6 protein-coding genes are annotated in these 4,681 nt (G+C 67.5%); 2 read left to right on the forward strand and 4 right to left on the reverse strand.

Annotated features, from left to right (window positions below; genetic code table 11):
- Both AC1DU6_RS20595 and AC1DU6_RS20600 read right to left on the reverse strand, forming a co-directional pair.
- Positions 1-685: FAD-binding oxidoreductase (locus AC1DU6_RS20595; protein ID WP_477859235.1), on the reverse strand; the 685-nt coding region annotated here is incomplete at its 3' end.
- Positions 682-1,062 (reverse strand): DUF2069 domain-containing protein, encoded by a 381-nt coding sequence (locus AC1DU6_RS20600; RefSeq protein ID WP_056196946.1) that lies wholly within the window; start codon positions 1,060-1,062, stop codon positions 682-684. The genes AC1DU6_RS20595 and AC1DU6_RS20600, both read right to left, overlap by 4 nt.
- Before the next feature lie 21 nt (positions 1,063-1,083).
- Here AC1DU6_RS20600 and AC1DU6_RS20605 point away from each other — a divergent pair, with 21 nt between their 5' ends.
- On the forward strand, positions 1,084-2,400 hold the full coding sequence (locus AC1DU6_RS20605; RefSeq protein ID WP_082532621.1) for a YihY family inner membrane protein: 1,317 nt from the start codon (positions 1,084-1,086) through the stop codon (positions 2,398-2,400).
- On the opposite strand, the gene AC1DU6_RS20610 is transcribed toward AC1DU6_RS20605, so the two are convergent.
- Together AC1DU6_RS20610 and AC1DU6_RS20615 are read right to left on the reverse strand one after the other, a co-directional pair.
- Complete coding sequence (locus AC1DU6_RS20610) at positions 2,372-3,325, reverse strand: Bug family tripartite tricarboxylate transporter substrate binding protein (RefSeq protein ID WP_457325713.1); 954 nt, start codon at positions 3,323-3,325, stop codon at positions 2,372-2,374. The two genes, AC1DU6_RS20605 and AC1DU6_RS20610, sit on opposite strands and share 29 nt — an antisense overlap.
- A gap of 31 nt (positions 3,326-3,356) precedes the next feature.
- Complete coding sequence (locus AC1DU6_RS20615; RefSeq protein WP_457354065.1) at positions 3,357-3,926, reverse strand: helix-turn-helix domain-containing protein; 570 nt, start codon at positions 3,924-3,926, stop codon at positions 3,357-3,359.
- A gap of 93 nt (positions 3,927-4,019) precedes the next feature.
- Here AC1DU6_RS20615 and AC1DU6_RS20620 point away from each other — a divergent pair.
- A partial coding sequence (locus AC1DU6_RS20620; RefSeq protein ID WP_477859238.1) for an aminotransferase class I/II-fold pyridoxal phosphate-dependent enzyme occupies positions 4,020-4,681 on the forward strand: 662 nt, incomplete at its 3' end.

The following is a 4,681-nucleotide window of genomic DNA, read 5'->3' on the forward strand; positions in this document are numbered from 1 at the left end:
GCGAGGCACAGGCCGCCAGCGCGGTCAGGCGCTCCTTCGGCTGCGGATACAGCTTCATCGTCGCCGCGGTGATGACGCCCAGCGTGCCCTCGCTGCCGATGAAAAGGTCGCGCAGGTCATAGCCGGTGTTGTCCTTGCGCAGCCCCGACAGCCCATGCCAGATCTCGCCGGCCACGGTGACAACCTCGAGGCCGAGGCAGAGTTCGCGCGCATTGCCATAACGCAGCACCTGCGTGCCTCCGGCATTCGTCGCCAGGTTGCCGCCGAGCGTGCACGAACCCTCGGCCGCCAGGCTGAGCGGAAAGAGCATTCCGGCCCCAGCCGCGGCGGTTTGGATCTCGGCCAGCACGCAGCCGGCCTCCGCCGTCAGGCTGGCGTTGACGAGGTCGATGCCGCGAACGCGCTTCATGCGCGTCAGGCTCAGCAGGAGTTGTTGGCCGCTGTCGTCCGGCGTCGAGCCGCCCACCAGGCCGGTATTGCCGCCCTGCGGCACGACCGGCACGCGGTGCTCGTGGCATAGGCGCATCACTGCCGCGACTTCCTCGGTCGATKCCGGCCGCGCGACGGCCAGGGCCTTGCCGGCATAGCGCTTGCGCCAGTCGTTCTCATAGGCCGCCAGGTCGCCGCCCACCAGCAGGCCCGCCTCGCCAAGCTGTTCACGCAGCGCAGCGAGAAAGGCGTTCATGTGGCTTTGGCCGCCGCCAGTCGCTGGCGGATCTGGGCCGTGCAGGCCGTGAAGATGACGACGCCGAGCAGCACTTCACCCAGCGCCAGCCATTGCCCGAGGCCGCCTTCGCTGGTCGAGCGCACCAGGCCCTCCATCACATAGAGCCAGATGGCCAGGGCCAGCCAGCGGTAGGTGTACATGCGGTAGCGCCACAGGCCGACGGGTGCCGCCAGCAGCGGCAGCGCCTTCACGGCCAGCGTGCCGCGGCCGGTCGGCGCCAGCCACAGCTCCCAGGCCAGGCACAGCAGGATGAGGCTTACGGTGGCGCTGAACGCCAGATTGCGCGTCAGCCGTTCGACGGCCGTGGGTTGGGTTCTTTCAAGGGCAGGGGACATAGCTGCGGCATCATAGAAGCCATGTCCTTGACGCCGATTCCGCCGATCCCGCCCGTTCCGCCCGCCGCGCCTGCCAATGCCGACAACCCRGACGCACCGCTGGCCCACAACCCCATCGCCTTCGCCAGCGACTTCATCACCGAGCTGTTGGCCTGGCCCTGGTTGCAGACCCTGCACACCTTCCGCCAGCGTTTCCGCGAGGAGAAGCTCGGCCTGACTGCCGGCAGCCTGACCTTCACGACGCTGATCTCGCTGGTGCCGCTGCTGACCGTGATGCTGGCCATCTTCACGGCCTTCCCGATGTTCTCCAGCTTCCAGTCCGCGCTGGAGCAGTACTTCCTGAAGAGCTTGATCCCGCCCAACATCGCCAAGCCGGTGCTGGCCTCGCTGACGCAGTTCGCCGCCAAGGCCAACAAGCTGGGTGTCGTGGGCCTGATCTTTCTGGGCATCACGGCGCTGGCCCTGATGCTGACCATCGACCGCACGCTGAATGCGATCTGGCGCGTGAAGCGCCCGCGGCCCATGGCCCAGCGCGTGCTGGTCTACTGGGCCGCGTTGACGCTGGGCCCGCTGCTGCTCGGCGGCAGCCTGACGCTGACCAGCTATGCCATCAGCGTCGGCCAGGGTTATCTCACGGCCATGCCGGCGAGCATGTCCACGGTCCTGGGCAGCGCCGACGTGGTGCTGTTCGGCCTGGCGATGGCCGGGCTCTTCCATTACGTGCCCAACACCCATGTGCGCTGGCGCCATGCCCTCATCGGCGGCGCCTTCGTGTCGCTGGGCTTCTCGCTGGCCAAGGGTCTGCTGGCCTGGTATGTGAAGCAGGTGCCGACCTATTCGACGCTGTACGGCGCCTTCGCGACCGTGCCCATCTTCCTGATCTGGATCTACCTGGGCTGGGTCATCGTGCTGCTGGGCGCCATCCTGGCGGCCAACACGCCCAGCCTGACGGGCCGGCTGCATCTGCGCCCCGACTCGCCCGGCCAGCCCATGGCGCTGGCGCTGGAGGTGCTGCGCGAACTCTGGCGCGTGCGCGAGGCCGGCCAGCAAGGCCTGTCCTATCTGGCCCTGGCCAGCGCGCTGCGCGTCGACCCGTTGCAGCTCAGCCCCGTCATCGACAAGCTGCTGGCCCTGGACTGGATCGGTCGGCTGGAAGAAGAGGGCGCCCAGCGCCTGGTGCTGCTGTGCACGCCCGAGAAGGCGCTGGCCGAACCTCTGCTGAGCGCCTTCCTGGCCGAGCGCCAGGGGCTGCTGGCCAATCTGTGGGCGCAGGGCGAATGGTCGAAGCTGACTCTCGACCGCCTGCTGCTCACTGAGGCTGGAAGCCCCCGGCCTTGATGATCCTGGCCCAGGCCGCCGAGTAGGCGCGCTCGCGGGTGGCGAGCTGGGCCGAGCTCATCATGGCCACCGACAGGCCGAACTCGGTCAATCGCGCCTTCACGACCGGCTGATTGATGACGCCGGCCAGCGCATTCGAGAAGCGCTCGACGACGGCCGGCGCGGTGCCCGCCGGTGCGAACAGGCCGTAATAGGGCAGATCCTCGAAGCCCGCGACGCCCAGTTCCGCAAAGGTCGGCACCTCCGGCAACACGCCCTGGCGCTGCTGGCCCATGACGGCGACGATGCGCAGCTTCTTCTGCTGGTGGTTGGTGATGAGGTCGGGTACCGAGCCGACGCCGGCGCTGATCTGGTTGCCCAGCATGTCGGCAATCATCGGCGCGCTGCCGCGGTAGGGCACGGCCAGCAGGTTCAGGCCACTCTTCTCGCCGAGCAGCTTGACGAGGAACTCCGGCACCGAGGCCGGGGCCGGCACGCCCACGCTGCCCTGGCCACCTTGCTTCTTCACCCAGGCCAGGTATTCAGGCAGGCTTGAAGCCGGTGTGCCGCCTGACAGCGCCAGCGCGTTGGCAAAGGTCGCAAAGCCCGCCACCGGCAGGAAGTCCTTGGCCGGGTCGAAGCCGGGGTTCTTCAGCACCAGCGGCAGGATGGAGATGGTGTGGTCGTGGCTGACGAAGAAGGTCGTACCGTCGGGTGCCGCGGCCTTCAGCGCCTGGGCCGCGATCTGGCCGCCGGCSCCSGGCTTGTTCTCGACGATGACCGGCGTGCCCAATGACGCCTGCAAGGCCTCACCCAGCAATCGCGCAATCGCGTCGGTGCCGCCGCCGGCCGGAAAGCCGACGAGCAGGCGGATGGGCTTGTCATCGGCGCGGGCGGCAAAGGGCAGGGCGGCCAGCGCGGCCAGGGCGGAACGACGTTGCAGCATCGGCGGGCTCCTTGGTTGAACCCGCCGGAGTCTACGGGTGGAGCACCACCAAAAGTGCGGTCGCCGCCGACTTGCCTACGTTGCGGATGGCATGCGGGCCGTCCACCGCATAACGCGCCGTCTCGCCGGCCTTGAGCCTGTTCGTCATGCCCTGGGCGCTGACCTCCAGGCTGCCCGTCAGCACGCTCAGGTGCTCGCGCGAACCCGGCTCGTGGGCCTGGCTGTCCAGCACGCCGCCGGGTTGGATGTTCAGCTCGTACCACTCGAACTGCCCGGCCAGCTCGATGGGGCCGAGGATGCGCAGCTTGCAAAGCCCGTCCGGGCTGGTCAGCCCCGGCGTCGCGTGGGCCGGCACGGTCTCGATGGCAGGCGTCGCTGCGCGCTCGCCGCCCAGCAACTCACCCATGTCCACGCCCAGCGCATTGGCCAGCCGCCACACCACGGCCACCGTGGGATTGGCCTGGTTGCGCTCGATCTGCGACAACATCGACTTACTCACGCCGGCCCGCTTGGAGAGATCATCCAGCGACAGGCCACGGCTGCTGCGCAGCGCCTGCAGGGCGGCGCCGACGCGGGGCGGTTCGGTGTTGTCCATGTTCATGCTTGACCTGGATAGATGATTTTCAGATACTGCACAAAGGTTCGATATATCGAACGAGTTCACTAAACCGGATTGTGCATCAGGAGCAGCGCCATGAGCCAGGCCTTCTATCAACACCTGCAGACCGAGCTGGACAGCATCCGCGCCGCCGGGCTGTTCAAGTCCGAACGCATCATCACGACACCCCAGGGCGCCGTCGTGAAGACGGCCGACGGCCGCGAAGTCATCAACCTTTGCGCCAACAACTACCTGGGCTTGTCGTCGCATCCCAAGGTCATCGAGGCCGCGCATGAAGCCCTGCGCACGCATGGCTTCGGGCTGTCTTCGGTGCGCTTCATTTGCGGCACACAGGATGTGCACAAGGAACTGGAACAACGCATCGCCCGCTTCGTTGGCTGCGAGGACGCCATCCTCTACGCCGCAGCCTTCGACGCCAACGGCGGCCTGTTCGAGCCGCTGCTGGGTGAGCAGGACGCCATCATCAGCGACGCCCTCAACCACGCTTCCATCATCGACGGCATCCGTCTGTGCAAGGCGCAGCGCTACCGCTACGAGCACAACAACCTCGACGACCTCGAGCGCTGCCTGAAGGAAGCGAAAGAGAAGGGCGCCCGTTTCACGCTGGTGTTCACCGACGGCGTGTTCTCGATGGACGGCACCATCGCCCAGCTCGACAAGATCCGCGCGCTGTGCGACAGCTATGGCGCGCTGCTGGGCATCGACGAATGCCATGCGTCAGGCTTCATGGGCAAGAC

This window comes from Roseateles sp. P5_B10 (assembly GCF_056400485.1).